Origin of the sequence: Gordonia sp. QH-12, assembly GCF_001578675.1 — a bacterium.
GTDB classification, from domain to species: Bacteria; Actinomycetota; Actinomycetes; order Mycobacteriales; family Mycobacteriaceae; genus Gordonia; species Gordonia sihwensis.
In genome coordinates, this window is the sequence record NZ_KQ969292.1 from 101774 (window position 1) to 121374 (window position 19601).

The 19601-nt window shown below is 69.2% G+C and carries 19 protein-coding genes and 1 riboswitch; of the genes, 4 read left to right on the forward strand and 15 right to left on the reverse strand.

The features are described from left to right. The first annotated feature begins 2 nt into the window (after nucleotides 1-2). Genes ehuC through ehuA form a run of 3 tightly spaced genes read left to right on the forward strand, consistent with a single transcriptional unit; the run spans nucleotide 3 to nucleotide 2174 of the window. A complete protein-coding gene (gene ehuC / locus Y710_RS11435) occupies nucleotides 3-731 on the forward strand; it encodes an ectoine/hydroxyectoine ABC transporter permease subunit EhuC (protein WP_006894845.1) in 729 nt (242 codons plus the stop codon). Continuing rightward, complete coding sequence (gene ehuD, locus Y710_RS11440; RefSeq protein ID WP_062367506.1) at nucleotides 728-1369, forward strand: ectoine/hydroxyectoine ABC transporter permease subunit EhuD; 642 nt, start codon at nucleotides 728-730, stop codon at nucleotides 1367-1369. The genes ehuC and ehuD overlap by 4 nt, the downstream gene beginning before the upstream one ends. 49 nt (nucleotides 1370-1418) lie before the next feature. After that, complete coding sequence (gene ehuA / locus Y710_RS11445; RefSeq protein WP_062367507.1) at nucleotides 1419-2174, forward strand: ectoine/hydroxyectoine ABC transporter ATP-binding protein EhuA; 756 nt, start codon at nucleotides 1419-1421, stop codon at nucleotides 2172-2174. A 4-nt stretch (nucleotides 2175-2178) separates the two neighbouring features. Here ehuA and ppc read toward each other — a convergent pair whose 3' ends face one another. The 9 genes from ppc to uvrC form a co-directional block, all read right to left on the reverse strand. After that, complete coding sequence (ppc, locus tag Y710_RS11450) at nucleotides 2179-5031, reverse strand: phosphoenolpyruvate carboxylase (protein WP_062367532.1); 2853 nt, start codon at nucleotides 5029-5031, stop codon at nucleotides 2179-2181. Nucleotides 5032-5081: 50 nt separating this feature from the next. Beyond that, a complete protein-coding gene (gene secG, locus Y710_RS11455; RefSeq protein ID WP_006894841.1) occupies nucleotides 5082-5315 on the reverse strand; it encodes a preprotein translocase subunit SecG in 234 nt (77 codons plus the stop codon). Between the two features lie 123 nt (nucleotides 5316-5438). Continuing rightward, a complete protein-coding gene (tpiA, locus tag Y710_RS11460; protein ID WP_006894840.1) occupies nucleotides 5439-6236 on the reverse strand; it encodes a triose-phosphate isomerase in 798 nt (265 codons plus the stop codon). After that, complete coding sequence (locus tag Y710_RS11465) at nucleotides 6233-7450, reverse strand: phosphoglycerate kinase (RefSeq protein WP_006894839.1); 1218 nt, start codon at nucleotides 7448-7450, stop codon at nucleotides 6233-6235. The genes tpiA and Y710_RS11465 overlap by 4 nt, the downstream gene beginning before the upstream one ends. A 5-nt stretch (nucleotides 7451-7455) precedes the next feature. Further along, nucleotides 7456-8475, reverse strand: a complete 1020-nt coding sequence (gene gap, locus Y710_RS11470) for a type I glyceraldehyde-3-phosphate dehydrogenase (protein ID WP_006894838.1) — start codon at nucleotides 8473-8475, stop codon at nucleotides 7456-7458. 141 nt (nucleotides 8476-8616) lie between these two features. Further along, the gene (gene whiA, locus Y710_RS11475) at nucleotides 8617-9600 is read right to left on the reverse strand and encodes a DNA-binding protein WhiA (RefSeq protein WP_039866771.1); all 984 of its coding nucleotides are present in this window, start codon (nucleotides 9598-9600) and stop codon (nucleotides 8617-8619) included. Nucleotides 9601-9710: 110 nt separating this feature from the next. Beyond that, on the reverse strand, nucleotides 9711-10739 hold the full coding sequence (gene yvcK, locus Y710_RS11480; protein ID WP_006894834.1) for a gluconeogenesis factor YvcK family protein: 1029 nt from the start codon (nucleotides 10737-10739) through the stop codon (nucleotides 9711-9713). Next, nucleotides 10736-11587 (reverse strand): RNase adapter RapZ, encoded by an 852-nt coding sequence (gene rapZ, locus Y710_RS11485; protein WP_051999592.1) that lies wholly within the window; start codon nucleotides 11585-11587, stop codon nucleotides 10736-10738. The genes yvcK and rapZ overlap by 4 nt, the downstream gene beginning before the upstream one ends. A 41-nt stretch (nucleotides 11588-11628) precedes the next feature. After that, nucleotides 11629-13629, reverse strand: a complete 2001-nt coding sequence (gene uvrC / locus Y710_RS11490; RefSeq protein WP_045540110.1) for an excinuclease ABC subunit UvrC — start codon at nucleotides 13627-13629, stop codon at nucleotides 11629-11631. A gap of 108 nt (nucleotides 13630-13737) precedes the next feature. Between uvrC and Y710_RS11495 the strand changes: the two genes are divergently transcribed. Then, nucleotides 13738-14580 (forward strand): hypothetical protein, encoded by an 843-nt coding sequence (locus tag Y710_RS11495; protein WP_062367508.1) that lies wholly within the window; start codon nucleotides 13738-13740, stop codon nucleotides 14578-14580. A gap of 42 nt (nucleotides 14581-14622) precedes the next feature. Here Y710_RS11495 and Y710_RS11500 read toward each other — a convergent pair whose 3' ends face one another. The 6 genes from Y710_RS11500 to rpe form a co-directional block, all read right to left on the reverse strand. After that, entirely contained in the window at nucleotides 14623-15093 is a 471-nt protein-coding gene (locus tag Y710_RS11500; protein WP_006894825.1) for a PH domain-containing protein, read from the reverse strand. Then, a complete protein-coding gene (gene ribH / locus Y710_RS11505; RefSeq protein ID WP_006894824.1) occupies nucleotides 15090-15560 on the reverse strand; it encodes a 6,7-dimethyl-8-ribityllumazine synthase in 471 nt (156 codons plus the stop codon). The genes Y710_RS11500 and ribH overlap by 4 nt, the downstream gene beginning before the upstream one ends. Further along, on the reverse strand, nucleotides 15557-16894 hold the full coding sequence (locus Y710_RS11510) for a bifunctional 3,4-dihydroxy-2-butanone-4-phosphate synthase/GTP cyclohydrolase II (RefSeq protein ID WP_006894823.1): 1338 nt from the start codon (nucleotides 16892-16894) through the stop codon (nucleotides 15557-15559). Before Y710_RS11510 ends, ribH begins: the two co-directional genes overlap by 4 nt. Beyond that, entirely contained in the window at nucleotides 16887-17534 is a 648-nt protein-coding gene (locus tag Y710_RS11515; protein WP_006894822.1) for a riboflavin synthase, read from the reverse strand. The genes Y710_RS11510 and Y710_RS11515 overlap by 8 nt, the downstream gene beginning before the upstream one ends. A gap of 56 nt (nucleotides 17535-17590) precedes the next feature. After that, nucleotides 17591-17740: riboswitch (FMN riboswitch) on the reverse strand. A gap of 119 nt (nucleotides 17741-17859) precedes the next feature. Further along, nucleotides 17860-18846 (reverse strand): bifunctional diaminohydroxyphosphoribosylaminopyrimidine deaminase/5-amino-6-(5-phosphoribosylamino)uracil reductase RibD, encoded by a 987-nt coding sequence (gene ribD / locus Y710_RS11520; RefSeq protein WP_062367533.1) that lies wholly within the window; start codon nucleotides 18844-18846, stop codon nucleotides 17860-17862. Between the two features lie 34 nt (nucleotides 18847-18880). Further along, nucleotides 18881-19585, reverse strand: a complete 705-nt coding sequence (gene rpe / locus Y710_RS11525; RefSeq protein WP_006894820.1) for a ribulose-phosphate 3-epimerase — start codon at nucleotides 19583-19585, stop codon at nucleotides 18881-18883. Nucleotides 19586-19601 lie beyond the last annotated feature (16 nt).

Genomic DNA, 19601 nt, shown 5'->3' on the forward strand with positions numbered 1-19601 from the left:
AGATGAGCCACGATCTCGACGCGCTCGTCGACGCCCTGCCCGCCCTCGGGCGCGGCATCGTCGTCACGCTGGAACTGACGGCCGGCGGCGGTCTGCTCGCCTTCGCACTCGCACTCACCCTCGGCACGCTCGTACGGGTGAGGTCGCTTCCCATCCGGTTCGTGGCCCGCGTGCTCATCGAGTTCTTCCGCGGGACATCCCTCGTCGTGCAGCTGTTCTGGCTGTTCTACGTGCTCCCCCTGCTCGGCTATCAACTCGATCCGGTGTTCTGCGGCGTCCTCGCACTGGGACTCAACTACGGCGCCTACGGGGCCGAAGTGGTCCGCGGTGCCCTCAACGCGGTACCACCGGCCCAGGTGGAGGCCGCCGTCGCGTTGAACTTCACCGCCCGGCAGCGCCTCACCCGAGTGGTCTTCCCCCAGGCCTGGGCGATGATGATCCCGTCGCTGGGCAACCTGCTGATCCATCTGCTCAAAGGCACCGCGTTCGCGTCCTTCATCACCCTGCAGGACCTCACGGCCGGCATCGTCGACCTGCAGAAGACCACCGGCGACACGCTGTTCTCCTTCGGAGTCGGGCTGGTCATCTATCTCGTGCTCGCCTACGTGGTCACGTTGTTCATCAACCTGGCCGAGGCGCGGGCCAAGCACCGTCTCGGCCGCGGTCCCACGCTTCGGGAGATCCTCAGCCTCCGTCCGCAGTCCCAGGACGCTCCCGGGGGTGCGCTGTGATCGAGTGGAGTTGGCAACGCGCACAGGACGCGCTCCCGGTGCTGTGGGACGGATTCCAGATCACCCTGCTGGCCACGGTGATCGGCTTCTTCATCGCCGCTGCGCTGGGGCTCGTGATCGCCGTCATCAGACGGTCGGCGCCGCGTTGGCTGTCCGCGCCGGTGTACGCGGTGGCCGAGTTCATCCGTCTCACCCCGATCGTGGTGCAACTGCTCTTCGTATTCGCCCTGTTCCCGCAGTTCACGCCGCTGTCCATCGGTGTCACGGTCCTCGGAGTGCACTACTCGAGCTACATGGCGGAGGTGTACCGGGCCGGCATCGAGGAGGTTCCCATCGGACAGTGGGAGGCGGCACGTGCGCTGTCGCTGCCGGCCGGCCGGACCTGGCGAGCGGTGATCCTGCCCCAGGTACTGCGGAACTCGCTGCCCGCACTCGGCAACAACGCCGTGTCGATGTTCAAAGACACCCCCTACCTGTTCACGATCTCGGTGGTCGAACTGGTCACCGCCGCACAGACCTACGGCGCCGCCCACTTCGCCTACCTCGAGGCGTTCACCCTCGCCGGCACCTTCTTCCTGGTGGCGAGCTACCCGACCTCGGTCCTGATCCGACGACTGGAGAAACGCCTTGCCCGCTGACGACCGGAACCCTCCGAACGCCCCCGACGCAGCCGAATCCGCGGATGCCATGATCCGCTTCGTCGGCGTCGTGAAACGCTTCGGCGACCACCTGGTTCTCGACCATCTCGACTTCACCGTCGACCGCGGCGAGAAGGTCACCCTGATCGGCCCCAGCGGCTCGGGGAAGACGACGATTCTCCGGCTGCTCATGACCCTGGAGAAGGTCACCGACGGCGTCATCTGGGTGGGCGGCCGACCGCTGAGCCATCAGCTGCGCGGGGACCGGCTGGTCCCCGCGAAGGAGAAGTACCTTCGCGAGGTCCGCAAGAACATCGGGATGGTCTTCCAGCAATTCAACCTCTTCCCCAATATGACGGTGCTGCAGAACATCACCGAGGCTCCGATCCACGTCCTCGGCCGGAGTCGAGACGAGGCGGTCGAGCATGCGCGGAGCCTGCTCGACACCGTCGGACTCAGCGACAAGGAGTCGGCGCATCCCACGCAGTTGTCGGGCGGTCAGCAGCAGCGCGTCGCCATCGCCCGCTGCCTCGCGATGAGTCCGTCGGTGATGCTGCTGGACGAGGTGACCTCCGCACTCGACCCCGAACTCGTCGACGGCGTCCTGTCGGTGCTGCGCGACATCGCGGTCACCACCGACATCACGATGCTGATCGTGACGCACGAGATGCGTTTCGCCCGCGAGGTCTCCGACCGCGTGATGATGTTCGACGACGGCAGAATCGCCGAGGAGGGTCCGCCCGAGCAGATCTTCGGCGACCCGCGGGAGGAACGCACACGAGAGTTCCTCAAGGCGATCCGCTGACGCCCTACCCGCTGTTGCGCAACGCCGTCGCCAGACCGTTCATCGTCAGCTGAATACCGCGGCGAATGAGCGGCGAGTCCTCGCCCGACCGGAACCGCTGCAGCAACTCCACCTGCAACAGGTTGAGCGGCTCCAGATACGGGAACCGGTTGTAGACCGACCGTTTCAGCGCGTCGTTGTCGGCCAGCAGATCCGTGGTGCCGGTGATCGCGGTGTACATCTCGAGAGTCCGCTCGTGCTCTTCGACGATCATCGAGAAGACGCGGCGGCGCAGTTCCTCATCCGGCACGAGTTCGGCGTACCGGGACGCCAGACCCATGTCCGACTTCGCCAGCACCTGCGCCATATTCGACATCACCGAGCGGAAGAACGGCCAGTTCTCGTAGTACCGTCGCAAGTCGGCAATCCGCGCGTCGTCCCCGCCGGTCCACTGTGCGAACGCGCTGCCGACTCCGTACCAGCCCGGGAGCATGACGCGGCACTGCGTCCACGAGAGCACCCACGGGATGGCGCGGAGGTCGGAGATGGCGGTGGTCTGCTTGCGTGAGGTCGGCCGGCTGCCGATGTTCAGCGCCCCGATCTCCGACAGCGGCGTCGACGCGGTGAAGTACTCCACGAAGCCGGGAGTCTCGTGCACCAGCGCGCTGTACGCCCGCCGCGCGGACTCGGCGAGTTCGTCGAAGTCGGCGTACGCTCGCTCGGGATCGTCGAGGCCTTCCACGTCGAGTAGCGACGACTCGATGGTGGCGGCGAGCAACGACTCCAGATTCCGCCGCGCGCTGACGGGCTCGGCGTACTTCGCCGCGATGATCTCGCCCTGTTCCGTGAGGCGCAGCGAGCCGGTGACGGCACCGGGCGGCTGAGCCAGGATCGCGTCGTAACTGGGTCCGCCGCCGCGTCCGACGGTCCCTCCGCGGCCGTGGAACAGTCGCAGCCGCACCTCCGCCGCGCGGGACGCGGACACCAGGTCGAGTTCGGCGCGATACAGCGCCCAGTTGGCCGCCAGGTAGCCGCCGTCCTTGTTGGAGTCCGAGTAGCCCAGCATCACCTCCTGGATGTCGCCCTGCGCGCGGACCAATGCCCGGTAGAAGCCCAGGTTCAGCGCCGCGGTCAGTGTGGCCGCGCCGCCGCGCAGATCCTCGATCGTCTCGAACAGCGGCACCACGCGCACCGAGCACGACGGCCCGGCGTCGCCCGGTCCGGCGGCATGGTAGATCCCCGCCTCCTTCAACAGGATCAGCACCTCCAGCAGATCCGATACGGACGAGCACATGCTGATGACGTAGTTCGGGACGGCGCGGGGGCCGAACCGCTCGATCGCACCCGCCGCGGCGTGCACCACCCCCAGCTCCTTCATCGCGAGCTCGCTCAGTTCGGCGTCGGGAGTCGTGAGCGGGCGGCGCGAGGCCAGCTCCGCCGTCAGCAGGCCGATCCGGTCCGCCTCCGGCAGCGCCGGGTAGTCGGCGCACACCCCGGCCCACGAGAGGAGTTCGGCTACCACCTGCTCATGTGTCTCGGAGTTCTGCCGCATGTCGAGTCCGGACAAGTGAAAACCGAAGGTGCGCACCGCTTCCCGGAGCGTCGCGAGGCGGTCGTCGGCGATCGAGTCGTCATGAGCGGCGCGCAGCGCCCGGTCGATCACGTCGAGGTCGGCGAGGAATTCGTCGGCGTCGCCGTAAGGTGCCGCCGCACGCGCGGTGTCCAGTTCCGCCGGGTCGACGGCATCCTCGCCGAGCGTGTGCAGCGCACGGGTGAGAACGCGCGAACGCACCGCTGAGACCGCCGAACGGAAGGGTTCGTCGTCGGTGTCCCCTGGTTCGTCGGGCGGGGCGAACCCGGAGCCGAGTGCCGACAGTGCGGGTGAGACCGGCGAGAACAGCCGTGCGGACAGGCTCAACTCCTGATGCAGCGCAGCGAGCTCGTCCAGGTGATGGCGCATCGCGGTGCGTGCGGCACTCGTGGCCGCCTCATCGACCACCTCTGCCGAGACGAACGGATTGCCGTCACGGTCGCCGCCGATCCACGAACCCATGCTGATCATCGACAGGCCGTCGAGACCGGCGTCGGGATAGGCCTCGACCAGGGCCGCGCGGACGTCCTTGTTCAGGGCGGGCACCACGTCGAAGAAGGACGCCCCGTAGTAGCGGAGCCCGGTGGTGATCTCGTCGGAGATGGTCAGCCTGCGCAACCGGATCAGGGCGGTCTGCCACAGCACCAGGATCTGCCTGCGGATGTCCTCCGTCAACCGGGCGTCCTCCTCCGGAGTCAGCTCGGTCCGCGCCCGCACGCGCATCAGTTCGGTGATCCGGTTCTGCGCGTCGAAGACGCTGCGCCGCCGAGTCTCCGTCGGGTGTGCGGTGATCACCGGGACCACCTCCGCCGACCGCAGCGCGGCGGCGACGTCGGCGTCCGTGCGACCTGCGTCGGCGAGCTTGCCGAATGTGGCCGCCAACGACGACGGCGGAGCCGGGTCGCCCGCGCGCTGGTGGATGCGCCGTCGGCGTTCGCGGTGAAGGTCCTCGGCGAGATTGGCGAGCAGGGCGAAATTGGTGAACGCCCGGATGACGGGCATCAGATCGGCGACCGCCCGTCCGTCGTACCGCCCAGCCAGCTGATCACGCGTCACCTCGGCGTAGCGGATGCCGAAGGCGTCGCGGCGGGAACTCTCGACGAGCTCGAAGGTCGCCTCTCCCGCGTGGGAGCGGATCACCTCGCCCAGCAGTCCACCGAGGAAGCGGATGTCTTCGCGCAGCGGTTCGGTGAGGGCGCGCCCGGTGTCGTCGACGCTGATGCGATCGACCATCGGAGTGGCGATGGCGCGGGCGAGGGTCTCGGGAGTCAGCGAATCGGAGGCCATGCGCACAAAACTACGCGCCGCGCCGCCTCACGGCTCACCGAGCGAGCGGACTACGAGAACTTGATGTCGAGGCCGACGCCGATGATCAGGATGACCCAGACGAGACCGACGAAGACGGTGAGCCGGTCGAGATTCTTCTCGACCACCGATGAGCCGGACAGACTTGACTGCACGCCGCCGCCGAACAGCGAGGACAGGCCACCACCCTTGGCGCGATGCAGCAGAACCAGAACGATCAGCAGCACGCTGGTGATGATCAAGCCGATGTCGAGCGCGATAGTCACGGGTCGGTGGTCCTGTTCGTCGAATCTTGCGAAAACGCCTGTGGCAGGTCGCGTCCTTCTCGGATGCAACCTGCCACAGTCTACGCGATGGTGGTCGTGACTAGTGAAACCACCTGCAGCGCGTCACAGCAATGGACCGCCCGCGGCGATGGCCGACAGCTGCGCGAACTCGTCGGCCTTGAGCGAGGCCCCGCCCACCAGAGCACCGTCGACGTCGGACTGCGCGACGATCTCTCCGACGTTCTTGGCGTTGACCGAACCGCCGTAGAGAACGCGGACCGAATCGGCGGTGGCCTGGTCGGCGATCTCGGCGAGCGCGCCGCGCACCGCACCGCAGACCTCCTGAGCGTCGGCCGCACTCGCGACCCGGCCGGTGCCGATGGCCCACACCGGCTCGTAGGCGACGACGACCTTCGCGATGTCGGCGGCCGACAGCCCGGCCAGCGACGCCTTGATCTGCGCCACGTTGTACGCGACGTGATCACCGGCCTCGCGAACCTCGAGTCCTTCGCCGATGCAGACGATCGGCGTGAGCCCGTGGCGCAGCGCGGCCTTGGTCTTGGCCAGCACCACCTCGTCGGTCTCCGAGTGCAGGGTGCGACGTTCCGAATGTCCGACGACGACGAACGTGCAGCCGAGCTTCGCCAGGAACGCGCCACTGATCTCACCGGTGTACGCACCCGAGTCGTGCTCGGACAGATCCTGCGCACCGTAGGTCAGCAGCAGCTTGTCGCCGTCGACGATGGTCTGCACGCTGCGGATGTCGGTGAACGGCGGGATCACCGTCACGTCGACCTTCTCGAAGTACTTCTCGGGAAGAGCGAAGGAGATCTTCTGGACGAGTGCGATGGCCTCGTAGTGGTTGAGGTTGCACTTCCAGTTTCCGGCGATGAGCGGCTTGCGCGCGCCCGCCCCGCTCACTGCTGCACTCCCAGCACGGCCAGGCCCGGCAGTTCCTTGCCCTCGAGGTACTCCAGGGAGGCGCCGCCGCCGGTCGAGATGTGCGAGAACGCCTCGTCCGGAATGCCGAGCGCGCGCACTGCCGCGGCGGAGTCGCCACCGCCGACGACGCTGTACGCGCCGTCGCGGGTGGCCTCGACGATCGCTTCGGCCACCCCGCGGGTGCCCTCGGCGAACTTCTCGAACTCGAACACGCCCGACGGGCCGTTCCAGAAGATCGTCTTGGCACCGCGCAGCACCGCGGCGAATCGCTCGACCGTCCCCGGACCGATGTCCAGGCCCATGCCCTGCTCGAAGCCGTCCGCCGTCATCGCGATGCTGGTGTCCGCGTCGGCGGCGAACTTGTCCGCGACGACGATGTCGTGCGGCAGGTGGATCACGTCGCCGTACTTCTCGAGCAGGTCCTTGCAGGTGTCGATCATGTCTTCCTGCATCAGCGAATCGCCGACCGGGCTGCCCTGCGCCTTGATGAACGTGAAGGCCATGCCGCCGCCGATCACCAGGGTGTCGACCTTGGGCGCGAGCGCCTCGATCACGCCCAGCTTGTCCGACACCTTCGAACCGCCGAGGACGACGGCGTAGGGACGCTCGACGTCGGAGGTGAGCTTGCGCAGCACCTCCACCTCGGTGGCCACGAGGTCGCCGGCGTACGCCGGGAGCAGCCGGGCGACGTCGTACACCGACGCCTGCTTGCGGTGGACCACGCCGAATCCGTCGGAGACGAACGCGCCGTCGTCGCCGACGAGCTCGACGAGCGCCTTCGCGAGCTTGTTGCGCTCGGCATCGTCCTTGCTGGTCTCGCGCGGATCGAAGCGGATGTTCTCCAGCAGGAGGACGTCACCGTCGGTGAGTCCTTCGGCGCGCGCGAGCGCATCCGAGCCCACCACGTCGCCGGCGAGCTGGACGTTGCGGCCCAGTTCCTCCGACAGCCGGGCGGCCACCGGCGCCAGCGACAGCGCGGGATCCGGCGCCCCCTTGGGGCGGCCCAGGTGCGCGGTCACGATGACCTTGGCACCCGCCTCGACGAGTTTGGCGATGGTCGGAGCCGACGCGACGATGCGCCCCGGATCGGTGATCGCGCCGCCGTCGAGCGGCACGTTCAGATCCGAGCGCACCAGCACGCCGCGGCCCTCGACTCCTTCGGCCAGCAGGTCTTCCAGAGTTCGGACTGCCATGGTGACTACAGCGACTTCCCGACGAGACCGATGAGGTCGACGAGGCGGTTGGAGTAGCCCCACTCGTTGTCGTACCAGGAGACGGTCTTGGCCTGGTTGCCGATGACCTTGGTCAGACCCGAGTCGAACAGCGACGAGTGCGGATCGGTGACGATGTCGCTCGAGACGATCGGCGCGTCGTAGTACTTGAGGATGCCCTTCAGCGGGCCCTCGGCGGCGGCCTTCATGGCGGCGTTGATGTCCTCGGCGCTGGCGGTCTTCTTCAGCTCCGCGGTGAGGTCGGTGACCGAGCCGGTCGGGATCGGCACGCGCAGCGCGTAACCGTCGAGCTTGCCCTGCAGTTCGGGCAGGACCAGGCCGATGGCCTTGGCCGCACCGGTGCCGGTCGGAACGATGTTGATCGCGGCGGCACGCGCACGGCGCAGATCCTTGTGCGGGCCGTCCTGCAGGTTCTGGTCCTGCGTGTAGGCGTGAATGGTGGTCATCAGACCCTGCTCGATGCCGAACTCGTCGTTCAGCACCTTGGCCATCGGGCCGAGGCAGTTGGTGGTGCACGAGGCGTTCGAGATGATGTTCTGGCTGCCGTCGTACTTGTCGTCGTTGACGCCCATCACGATGGTGATGTCCTCGTCCGAGGCCGGCGCGGAGATGATGACCTTCTTGGCGCCGGCGTCCAGGTGACCCTGGGCCTTCGCGCGCGCGGTGAAGATGCCCGTCGACTCGACGACGACGTCGACGCCCAGATCGCCCCACGGAAGGGCTGCGGGGCCCTCCTTGACCTCGAGGGCCTTGATCTTCATGTCGCCGACGACGATGGTGTCGTCGCCCTCCAGGCGGACGTCCTGGGGCAGACGGCCGAGGATGCTGTCGAACTTCAGCAGGTGAGCCAGTGTGGCGTTGTCCGTCAGGTCGTTGACGGCGACGATCTCGATGTCGGTGGTTCCGAGCGCCTTCTGCGCCTCGACGGCACGGAAGAAGTTGCGGCCGATGCGGCCGAAGCCGTTGACGCCTACCCGAACAGTCACAAGTTGCTCCTTAAGCGGTGGTGTTGAGCCGGCGGTTCGTTACCGGCCCGCTCCCACCAGCCTAATAGCCGCCGCTCGCGAGGTCACCGGAAGGTCACTTGTGAGCGATGGGGTGTTCGTCACCACGCCGGGCGGGCGCCCCTACGCCTCGTCGAGGAGTTCGGCGGTGACCGCCGACTCGGTGTCCGGGATGCCGTCGGTCCGGGCCCGCTTGTCGGCCATCGACAGCAGGCGACGGATGCGGCCGGCCACCGCGTCCTTGGTCATCGGCGGATCCGCCAGTTGGCCGAGTTCCTCCAGCGAGGCCTGACGGTGTTCCACGCGGAGCCGGCCGGCGGCCAGCAGATGGTCGGGCACGTCGTCGCCCAGGATCTCGAGCGCACGTTCCACGCGGGCGGCCGCGGCCACGGCGGCCCGCGCCGAGCGGCGCAGGTTCGCGTCGTCGAAGTTGGCCAGACGGTTCGCGGTGGCGCGCACCTCGCGCCGCATCCGGCGTTCCTCCCACACCAGGCGGGTGTCGTGCGCGCCCATCCGGGTGAGCAGCGCGCCGATCGCCTCGCCGTCACGGATGACGACCCGATCGCTGCCGCGGACCTCGCGGGCCTTGGCCGAGATGCCGAGCCGCCGCGCCGCGCCGACGAGCGCCAGAGCGGCCTCCGGGCCGGGGCAACTGACCTCCAGGGACGACGACCGGCCCGGCTCGGTCAACGAGCCGTGCGCCAGAAACGCTCCGCGCCAGGCGGCTTCGGCGTCGCCGACACTCCCGCCGACCACCTGCGCGGGCAGGCCGCGCACCGGCCGACCGCGCATGTCGAGCAGTCCGGTCTGGCGCGCCAGGGCCTCGCCGTCCTTCGTGACGCGCACGATGTAGCGCGCGCCCTTCCGCATTCCGCCCGAGCGGAGCACGTGGACGTCGGCGTTGTAGCCGAACAGACCGTGGATCTCGTGCCGCAGCCGCCGCGCCACGTTGCCGAGGTCCACCTCGGCCTCCACCACGACGCGGCCGCCCACGATGTGAATCCCCCCGGCGAATCGCAGCAGCGCCGACACCTCTGCCTTGCGGCAGCTGATCTGCGTCACCGACAACCGGCTCAGCTCGTCCTTGACCGCCCCAGTCATAGCCACGGTTCAAAGCCTCCTGTCCCCTGATATCCCCCGTTGCCCGACAGCCGCGCCGAGCGTCTCGAGTCCGGAAGCATGCCAGATGTGCTGGTCCAACCTTACCGGCGATCATTTCAGTCGATCAGCCCGACCACCGTCGCGGCGGTTTTCGCCGGATCGTGCACCGCGGTTCCCGGAACCGCGAGATCCGCCACCCGCAGACGGGCCCCGAACCGGCCCGCCGCGCGTTCGAGATACTCGCGTTCGGCGCCCTCCGGCACCGACGCGGAATCGACGACGACGTCGTCCACCCGAAGGGTGGGAGCGTGCGCGTGCAGCACATGCAGGTGCCGCTCCACCGAGTATCCGGTGGTCTCCCCCGCCTCGGCTGCGAGATTGACGAACAGGATCTTGCGCGCCGACGTCTCGCTCAGCGCATCGAGCTGATCGGGCACCAGCACATGCGGAATCACGCTGGAGAACCACGATCCCGGACCGAGGGTCACCACGTCCGCCTCCCGGATCGCCGCCGCGGCCTGCGCACAACCGGCCGGAGCGTCGGGGATCAGCCGCACCCGCCGCGGCTTTCCCGGTGTGGTCGCGACCGCCACCTGGCCGCGGATCACGCGACTCACCCGGGGGTCCTTCTCCAGTCCGGACACGTCGGCCTCGATCACCAGGGGGACGTCGGCCATCGGCAGCACCCGGCCGTCGACGTCGAAGAGGTCGGTGAGGTCGTCCAACGCTTTCACCACGTCGCCGGTCACCTCGTTGAGCCCGCTGAGGAGCAGGTTGCCGATCGGGTGGCCGGCGAGCGCGCCGTAGCCGCCGAAGCGGTGCTGCAGCACGCGCGCCCAGCGCTGGTGCCGGTCCGCGGAGGCCGGGTCCACGCGCCGTCGCGCCTCGAGCGCGGCCGGGGCCGCCATCAGCGCCGCCAGCGCCATGCGCAGATCGCCCGGCGGAATCAGGCCGAGTTCGGCGCGCAGGCGGCCCGACGATCCTCCGTCGTCGGCGACCGTCACGACGGCCGTGACGTCGGCGGTGAGGTAGCGCAGCGCGGTGAGCGTGTTGAACAGACCGTGGCCGCCGCCGAGCGCCACCACCTTGAGCCCCTCGATCAGGTCGGGTACGGCGATCTCGGGTGCGCCTTCGCCGGCGCTCATTCGTTGCCCAGGTCGCGGTGGGTCACTTCGACGTCGTAGAGCCGGTGGCCGTCGGCGTCGACCACCTCCGACAGTCGTCGCGCCAGATCCTCGGACATCGCGACGCTGCGGTGCTTCCCGCCCGTGCAGCCGATGCCGAGGGTCATGTATCCCTTGCCCTCGCGCAGGTAGCCGCGGCCGACGATGCCCACGATGTCGACGTACCGGTCGAGGAACTCCGCGGCGTCCTCCTGTCCCAGCACATAGTCGCGGACCTGCGGTTCGCGGCCGTTGTGCTCGCGCAGTTCCGGGATCCAGAACGGGTTCGGCAGGAACCGCACGTCAGCGACGAGATCGCAGTCGATCGGCAGTCCGTACTTGAACCCGAACGACTGCACCGCGATGGCGAGCCGGCGGCCCGCGACGTTGGGGAAGACGTTCTCCACGATCGACCGCAGTCGGGTGGAACTCAGGTTGGAGGTGTCGATCACGGTGTCGGCTCCGGCCGCGAGCGGTGCCATGACCGCACGTTCGGCGGCGATCCCCTCTCCCAGAGTGCCGTTGCCCTGCAACGGGTGCCGCCTGCGGACCTGCTCGAACCGGCGGACCAGCACCTCGTCGGAGGCGTCGACGAAGATCATCGACGTGGTGGCGCCGCCGTCCTCCAGATCGCGGCGCAGCGCCGCCATCTCGGCCGCGAAGGAGGGATCGCCGCCCCGGACCACCATCGCGATCCGCTGCGCACCCACCTCGCTGCTCCGCACCATCTGCACGAGCTGCGAGATCAACGAGATCGGCACGTTGTCGCTGACATACCAGCCGTCGTCCTCGAGGACGTTGGCCACCGACGTGCGGCCGGCACCGGACATGCCGGTGACGAACAGCACCGTCGTACGGCTATCCGTTTCAGTCAACTCTGCGATTCCTCCATGTCGGGGACGGTCGTCTCGGGGCTTTCGCGGTCGGAGTCGTGGAGCGCGTCGTGGACGGCCTGCGCGGTGGCCGGGCCGATGCCCTTCACTTCGCCGATCTCCGCCACGGTCGCCTTCTTCAGATTGGCCACGGAACCGAAATGAGTCACCAGCGCCGTCCGCCGCCCCGCACCCAGGCCGGCGATCCCGTCGAGCGCCGAGGCGGTCATCCGTTTGCTGCGCTTGCTGCGGTGGAAGGTGATGGCGAACCGGTGCGCCTCGTCGCGCACGCGCTGCAACAGGAACAGGGCTTCGCTGTTGCGGGGCAGGATCACCGGCTCATCATCACCCGGAATCCACACCTCTTCCAGTCGTTTGGCCAGACCCACGACGGCCACGTCGGTGACGCCGAGCTCGTCGAGGACCGAGGCGGCGGCGTGCGCCTGGGGCGCGCCGCCGTCGACGACGAACAGATTCGGCGGATATGCGAATTTCCTCGGTCGGCGCGAAGTGGCCTCGTCGTCGGCCGCCGTCTGCCCCGATGCGCCCGCCTGATCCGAGGCGGACTCTTCCGGCGGCGGGGTGATGGCCCCGTCGCGGTGTCGGGCGAAGCGGCGCCGGGTGACCTCGGCGATCGACGCGACGTCGTCGGAGCGCCCGTCGCCGGCCGCCTCCTTGATCGAGTAATGCCGGTAGTCCGACTTCCGTGCCAGACCGTCCTCGAAGACGACGAGCGAGGCCACGACGTCCGTGCCCTGGACGTGCGAGATGTCGATGCACTCGATCCGCAGCGGCGCCGTGTCGAGCCCCAGTGCCTCCTGCAGCTCGGTCAGCGCCGCCGACCGAGTGGTCAGATCCCCCGCACGCTGCAGCTTGTGCCGCGCGAGGGCCTCGGTGGCGTTGCGTTCCACCGTCGTCATCAGCGTGCGCTTGTCGCCGCGCTGCGGAACGCGCAGACTCACGTGCGCCCCGCGTCGCTCGGCGAGCCACTTCTCGACATCCGCGGCGTCGTCGGGCAGTGCGGGAACCAGCACCTCGCGCGGGATGCCCGAACTCATGTCCGTCTCGGCGCCGTAGAACTGGGTCAGGAAGGTGCCGACCTGATCGGCGAGCGAGGCGTTCTCCTGGACCTCGACCACCCATCCGCGCTGACCGCGCACCCGTCCGTCCCGGACGTGGAAGACCTGCACGGACGACTCGAGTTCGTCGCCGACCAGAGCGATCACGTCGGCATCTGTCCCCGACCCCAGCACCACGGCCTGCTTCTCCATCGCGCGCCGCAGCGCGGAGACGTCGTCGCGCAGCCGGGCCGCCCGCTCGAAGTCGAGTTCCTCCGCCGCGCTGTTCATCTCGCGTTCGAGGTTTCGGATCAGACTGTCCGTGCGCCCGCCGAGGAAGTCGCAGAAGTCCTCGACGATCTCCCGGTGCTCGGCGGCCGACACACGGCCGACGCAGGGTGCCGAGCACTTGTCGATGTAGCCGAGCAGGCACGGCCGACCCATCTGCTCGCTGCGGCGGAATACTCCTTTGGAGCACGTCCGGACGCCGAAGACGCGGGTCAGCAGATCGACCGTCTCGCGAATGGCCCAGGCGTGCGAGTACGGGCCGAAGTACCGGACGCCGGGCCGGCGCGCCCCGCGGTAGACGAAGACGCGCGGATACTCCTCGTTGAGGGTGACCGCGAGCATCGGGTAGCTCTTGTCGTCGCGGTAGCGGACGTTGAACCGCGGGTCGAACTCCTTGATCCAGTTGTATTCGAGCTGCAGCGCCTCCACCTCGGTGGTGACGACGGTCCACTCCACTGAGGCGGCGGTGGTGACCATCTGCCGGGTGCGCGGATGCAGGCCGGTGATGTCGGCGAAGTACGACGTGAGCCGTTGCCGCAGATTCTTGGCCTTGCCGACATAGATGACCCGGCCGTGCTGATCGCGGAACTTGTAGACGCCGGGATCGGTCGGGATGGTGCCCGGCGCCGGTCGGTAAGTCGATGGATCAGCCACGCCCCCAGGTTAGTCGCCGCCGGTGACACGGGTTCGGCCCGGACGCGGTCACGACACCGCGCGGTGGTACCGCTGCGGCGAGACGCCCGCCGCGCCTAGCCTTGTCGCATGACCGGTCGGCACCGCAGACACCGGCGGCCGGCGGCGTTCGCGCTCGCCGGCGCGCTGATGAGCGCGGTGGCTCTCGGGGCCTGCGCCACCGACTCCGCCGACTCCTTCGCCGAGGACTACACCGCCTATCTGCGCGGCCGGTCCGACGTGACCTCGTTTCGCGTGCACCCCAACAATGCGGTCCTGAGCCGCGGTTCGGTGGACACCGTCGTCTCACTGCGCGCCGGACTGCCGGACGAGGACGTCGCGCGCGCGGCGCGTGAGCTCGCCGCCCACCGCGGCGGCGCCGTCATCGACGAGCACCGCATCCGCGTCGAGTTCTCGGCACGCGACTCCTCCGGCGGACCCGTCGCGGCCGAGATCTACCTGGTACCCGGTTCCGACAACCCGCGCCTCGGCGATCCGGCGAGGTATCTGGACTGGGTCCGGCGGACCCGGCAGTTCACCGCGTCGAACCCCGGGGTCACTGCGGTGCGCGCCTGGCGCACGGCGATCGCCGCCGAGTCGTCGCGGGACGCGTACCCGCTGGCGGAGAGCCTCGACCGGTTCATCGCCGACGATTCCGGGGGCATTCGCGAACTCTCGGTGACCGGTTCGGACTGCGTGTTGCAGTGGGACGCCGGAGACACGCCGGCCGATCTCGGGCGGTACCGGGACCTGCTCGCACTGCTGCCGGCCGGCACCTCCCCCGTGCACTGCCGGGCCACCTCGCAGCGGCCCGAACCCGCGGCGGCGGTCTATCTCACGGTGTCCCGGACCACGCCGGACACGGTCGTGGAATCGATACGGGCGCGAGCCGCCGAGATCGGTCTGCCCGCGCAGATCGCGGTCGCCGCATGAGGCGACGACGATGTCGGACGGCCGCGCGCTCCGGCTTCCGGCTCACTCGGCGTTCTGTGCCACCCCGTATCGAGTCTGGAACTCGCGATAGCGCTCCATCGCGTCCACCGCGAGGTCGCCGTCGCGCGCCTGCACGGCCATCACCGGGATGTGCTCGTCGCCGGGGAACAGCAACCGCGCACAGAACCCCTTCTCCGGGTACTCCAGGCCGAGCACCTGATCCCACGGGAATACCCGCTCGGAGACGAGGTTGAGAACTCCGACGCCCTCGGGCCCGAGCCGCAGCCGCGCGCGGGTCAGGAAGAGGATCGCGCCGCTGATCACGACGCCGACGCCGATCAACGCCACCTTGTCCGACCATCCGACGTTGACGCCCGTGTATGAGATGTCCAGGAGCAGCCCGAAGGTCAGGTGGATGATCATCACCACCGCGACCGCCACCCACGCGGCGATCCGCATCCACCGCGGCCGGTAGACGTACTCCCACGTGTCGTCGGTCGCGGCGTCGGTCATTCCAGTCCCCGGAGGATGAGCGCGGAGGCCAGGGCCGCGGTCATCGCCTGCGCGCCCTTGTCCTCGGCCGAATCCGGCAGGCCCGCGCGATTGAGGGCCTGCGCCTCGTTCAAAGTGGTCAGGACACCGTTGCCCACCGGTGTCGACTCGTCGAGCGAGACACGCGTGAGGCCCGCGGTGACCGCGTCGCAGACGTACTCGAAGTGCGGGGTCTCGCCCTTGATGACGACGCCGAGCGCGACGACCGCGTCGTGGGTGCGCGCGAGCGCCTGAACGATCACCGGCAGCTCGATGGCACCGGCGACCTGCACCACCGTCGGCTCGGTGACGCCGTTGGCCGCCGCGGCGCGCAGTGCGCCTTCCAGCAGCGCGGTGCAGATCGTCTCATGCCACTGCGAGGCGACGATCGCGACCTTCAGTCCGCTCGCGTCCGCGAGATCGAGGGTGGGTTCACCGACGCCGCTCATGCACCTTCTCCAGTTCCCTCTGCCGCCTCGGGCAGGATGTCGTCCAGACCGTCGAGCACATGGCCCATGCGGTCGCGCTTGGTACGCAGGTAGCGCAGGTTCTCGGCGTTCGCGCGCACCGGCATCGGCACGCGGTCCACGATCTCCAGCCCGTACCCGTCGAGGCCGACGCGCTTGGCCGGGTTGTTGGTCAGCAGGCGCATCGATCGCACGCCCAGGTCTACCAGAATCTGCGCGCCGAGACCGTAGTCGCGGGCGTCGGCGGGCAGACCGAGTTCCAGATTCGCATCGACGGTGTCGGCACCGCTGTCCTGCAGCTGGTACGCCTGCAGCTTGTGCATCAGACCGATGCCGCGGCCCTCGTGCCCGCGCATGTACAGCACCACGCCGCGGCCCTCGCGGCCCACCATCTCCATGGCCGCCTGCAGCTGCGGCCCGCAGTCGCACCGCAGTGAGCCGAAGACGTCGCCGGTGAGGCACTCGGAGTGCACGCGCACCAGGACGTCCTCGCCGTTCTCGGCGATGTCGCCCATCACCAGCGCGATGTGCTCGGCGTCGTCGTAGGGGCTCTGGTACCCGACGGCGCGGAAGGTCCCGTACTCGGTGGGAATGCGCGCGTCGGCGACCTTCTCGACGTGCTTCTCGTGATGCCTGCGCCACGAGATCAGGTCGGCGATCGAGATCAGGGCCAGTTCGTGCTCATCGGCGAAGACCCGGAGCTCGTCGGTGCGGGCCATGTGTCCCGGATCCTTCTGGCTGACGATCTCGCAGATCACGCCCGCGGGCGCCAGACCCGCGGCGGTGGCCAGATCGACGGCCGCCTCGGTGTGGCCCGGGCGGCGGAGCACGCCGCCCTCTTTGGCGCGCAACGGCACCACGTGCCCGGGACGGGTGAAGTCGTGGGCGTCCGACGTCGGGTCGGCCAGCTTGCGCATGGTGGTCGCCCGGTCGGCCGCGCTGATGCCGGTCCCGATGCCTTCGCGGGCGTCGACGGTGACGGTGTACGCGGTGCCGTGCTTGTCCTGGTTCACCGAGTACATCGGCGGCAGCCCGAGCCGGTCGCAGTCGTCGCCCGCGAGGGGCACGCACAGGTAGCCCGACGTATAACGCACCATGAACGCCACCAGCTCCGGAGTCGCCTTCTCGGCGGCGAAGATGAGGTCGCCCTCGTTCTCGCGGTCCTCGTCGTCCACGACCACGACGGCCTTGCCCGCGGCGATGTCGGCGATGGCGCGCTCCACGCTGTCGAGGACCACGCGTCCCGTCTCACCGCCGACTGTCGACCCGCTGCCCTCGGCGCTCTCGCGCACCCCGCCGGTCCCGATCTCACTCATTCGGCTCACTGCCTTCCACACCACTGGTCGCGAGCCGGCCGGCGCCGGTGAGACGCTCGACGTACTTCGCGATGACATCGACTTCCAAGTTCACGCGCACCCCGGCTCGGGCGCCGGAGAGGTTCGTCTCACTCAGAGTCGTCGGAATCAACGACACCTCGAACCAGTCCCCGTATTCCCGGTCGACACCGACGGACGAGACCGTCAACGAGATGCCGTCGACGGTGATCGACCCCTTCTCGACGATGTAGCGTGCGAGCTGCTCGGGAATGCCGATCCGTACCACGGTCCAGTTCTCGCTCGGCGACACCGAGACGATGACGCCGACCCCGTCGACGTGTCCCTGAACGATGTGCCCGCCGAAACGGCCGCCCGCGGCCATCGCGCGTTCGAGGTTGACGCTCGCGCCCGGACCCAGGCGGTCGAGTGAACTGCGCCGCAGCGTCTCGGCCATCACGTCGACGGTGAACTCGTCGTCGGTCAGCTCGGTGACTGTGAGACAGACGCCGTTGACGGCGATCGAATCTCCGAATGAGGCATCGCTGGTGACCAGCGGCCCACGAATACGAAAACGCGCGGCCTCAGTGAGGTCGTCGCGAGCGGTGATTTCGCCGCGTTCCTCCACGATTCCCGTGAACACCGTCTCTCCTTTGCCAGGTGTGCTCGGGAGAGACAGATCGCGGCACGGCGCCGCACTGCCATTCTCTCGTATCCGGACTCTGACCGTCGGCCCCGGAATCGCACCGGAGTCTGCTCGTCCCCTCGCTGTCGCGAGGGCGCTCGCGGGCTCATCCCTTGGAGGGCATCACCGCCGGTGGGGAATTTCACCCCGCCCCGAGAACTCAATATTGAAATTAGCACGCAGCCGGGCCCAGCCGCGTACCCGCTCTCCCGTACACCGGGTCCGGGCACGTCAGAGGGCCTCGCACCGTTAAGCGCGCAGTGCGCGAAACGCCGGCCTGTGCTCAGTCGCGGCGCTCGAGGGTGACCAGCAGGTCGTCGCCGAGTCCACGCGTGCCGGTCCGGATGAAGCGGTGCGCATCCGCGAGTGTTCCGACCGTGCCGTCGTCCACCGCTGCGCGGCCCGCTCCCAGCACAGTGGGTGCCAGGTAGCAGTGCAGTTCGTCGACGAGACCTGCTGCGAGGAACGCTCCGATGATCGCCGGGCCCCCCTCCACCAGGACGTGCAGTGCGTCCGGCAGCGCGGCCACCACCTCGCGCGGGTCACGGCTCGCGACGTGCAGCAGCGGGGACGGTCCACTGCGCACCCGTGCCGTCGGGGGCACGTCGCGCAGCCCGAGGACGACGCGGGTGGGCTGGTGGCTGTACAGCGTCCCGTCCGGCCGCCGGGCGGTGAGCGCCGGGTCGTCGGCGATCACCGTTCCGGTCCCGACCACGATGGCGTCGATCCGCGCGCGCTGCGCATGCGCATGCTCGCGTGCGGCGGCGCCGGTGATCCACTGGCTGGTGCCGTCGGGTGCCGCGACGCGGCCGTCGAGAGTCGCCGCGATCTTCGCCGTGACGAACGGACGCCCCCGCTCACGCTGGAAGAGCCACTGCCGCAGCGGACCTCGGCGAGCCTCGTGCTCGAGCACCGACTCATGGACGTCGACGCCCGCGGCCCGGAGCGTGGCGGCGCCGCCCGCCGCCGCCGGATTGGGATCGCCGACGGCGAAGTGCACCGCCGAGACGCCGGCGGCGAGCAGCGCCTGCGAGCACGGGCCGGTGCGACCGGTGTGATCGCAGGGTTCGAGGGTCACGACGGCCGTGCCGCCCCGCGCCCGGTCCCCCGCCTCGCGCAGGGCCATCACTTCGGCGTGCGGTCCGCCCGGCGGCTGGGTCCGGCCCACTCCCGCCACCTCGCCGAGCTCGTCGAGGATCACCGCGCCGACGGGCGGATTCGGTGAGCTGAGTCCCTGCGAGTCCGCAGACTCGGCGATCGCACGCCGCATCGCGGCGGCGACGGTGGCCGCATCGACCACCGCGCTACCGACCGTCGCGGACGAGGGTGGCTTTGCGGCGCAACTGCGCCACGCGGGCGGCGGGATCGTCGCCGCCGTACACGGCCGACCCCGCGACGAAGCAGTCCACCCCGGCCTCGGCGGCCTGCTCGATGGTGGAATCGCTGATCCCGCCGTCGATCTCGATCAGCAGGCGCAGGTCGCCGCTGTCGACCCGGCTCCGGATGGTGCGGACTTTGTCGAGCACCTCGGGCATGAACTTCTGCCCACCGAAGCCCGGCTCCACGCTCATCACCAACAGCGTGTCGAAGTCCCGCAGGATCTCCAGGTACGGCTCCAGCGGCGTGCCGGGCTTGATGGCCAGGCCGGCCTTGCCTCCGGCCGCGCGGATGTCGCGGGCCACGGCCGACGGATCGTCGGCGGCCTCGGCGTGGAAGGTCACGTTGTAGGCGCCGGCCTCCGCGTACGGCGGCGCCCAGCGGCCCGGGTCCTCGATCATCAGGTGGCAGTCGAGCGGAATGTCGGTGGCCTTGAGCAGGCTCTCGACCACCGGCAGGCCGAGCGTCAGATTCGGCACGAAATGGTTGTCCATCACGTCGACGTGAACCCAGTCGACGCCGGGATCGACGTCGGACGGGCCGACCGCCGCGATCTCCGCGGCGAGATTGGCGAAGTCGGCGGACAGGATGGACGGGGCGATCATCGGTGCCGGGCGGCCGGGGTTGCACATGGCGCTGATTCTACGA